This window comes from Streptomyces sp. NPDC058195, assembly GCF_042883525.1.
Lineage (GTDB): Bacteria > Actinomycetota > Actinomycetes > Streptomycetales > Streptomycetaceae > Streptomyces.
Window position 1 is genome coordinate 1 of the sequence record NZ_JBHVVM010000086.1, and the last position, 1,163, is coordinate 1,163.

Below are 1,163 nucleotides of genomic sequence, written 5' to 3' on the forward strand. Positions count from 1 at the left end.
CTCATAGTCCTTACTACTGCGGTATTCTTCGATTACATCCTCTTTCGGCTTTACGATCTTTCCTTTGAAAAACTCATATACCGCCAGAGTTAACCGCGCAATAATAAGAGAAAGAGCCGCAACAGCAATATAGGACTGATAACTCGGATGGAACGGTTGACCGTTATTTATTAGCTGCTCAAAATAATCTAATCGACTACCCATACCGGCTATAGATAAAGAAACCGGTATGAATTGAAACAACTGCTGCCATCCTGCGAAATATAGCATCAAACCTAAAGCTATAACCGCCGGCCAAAATACAATTTTCAACTTGGAGGCCTGCTTTAGTGCGTACACAAAGCCAAAAATCAGCAATCCTAAAACAAGCGAAGGAAGAAACGCCAAACCTGCAGCCGCAGCCGCAGCTATGACAGCTCCATATCCAAGTAAAGAAGTGAAATCCGGCTTGCCATTGTTATCTGGCGGCCGATTCTTGTCACTCGAAAAGTTTAAATCCATTTAATCCTCCCCATTAGTTAAAAGATCATCTAGCATTATAAAAGAAATATTGACCCCAACCGATGAAGCAAACGCATGAATATGATTTTTGATTGCGTCCTCCTTACAGATATAAAAAACGCGATCATACAAGCCATTTTCAATGGACTTTTTATATTGATGCATCTTCTTTTCGATTCTCGCACTCGTTTTCCGGCTCAATTCCACTTCAAAAGCGAAACGCCGCTCACTATTCACCAGGATAAAGTCAGGGACTTCCTGTGCGATGTGTCTTAAAGCATTGGGCTTGCGAGCTTGCTCCACACTTAACGAAAGAATCAATTCACGCGTCAATTCTCTTTCTGTCTTGAAACCAAATTCAGTGCCTTTCGCTGCGTATCGCTCTAAGAGACTAAAAATCACATCATTCACTGTCAGATCATGCTGCAAAGTGGAATAGCTAAGACCGGCAGCAGTACCGATATGACCAATAAATTTTGATCCGCTTTTTGTGATGCAAAGAACCTTTCTGCGGCCAAATGCTTTCGTTTCTACAAAGCCCAATTCTTCGCCTTGTGCCCGAGCGCGGTAAATCGTCATGACTCCCATATCTTTTAGAAAGCGCTCAAGCTGAACACTCGTGATGACACCGAAACGATCAATAGCTTCAACCACTCTTCGCC

2 protein-coding genes are annotated in these 1,163 nt (G+C 42.6%); both read right to left on the reverse strand.

Translation table 11 applies throughout. The features are described from left to right. The coding region (locus ACFVWY_RS35645) for a hypothetical protein (protein WP_389879056.1) at nt 1-501 on the reverse strand (501 nt) is incomplete at its 3' end. Next, nucleotides 502-1,163, reverse strand: a 662-nt coding sequence (locus tag ACFVWY_RS35650) for a hypothetical protein (RefSeq protein WP_389879057.1), incomplete at its 5' end; no start/stop codon positions are given.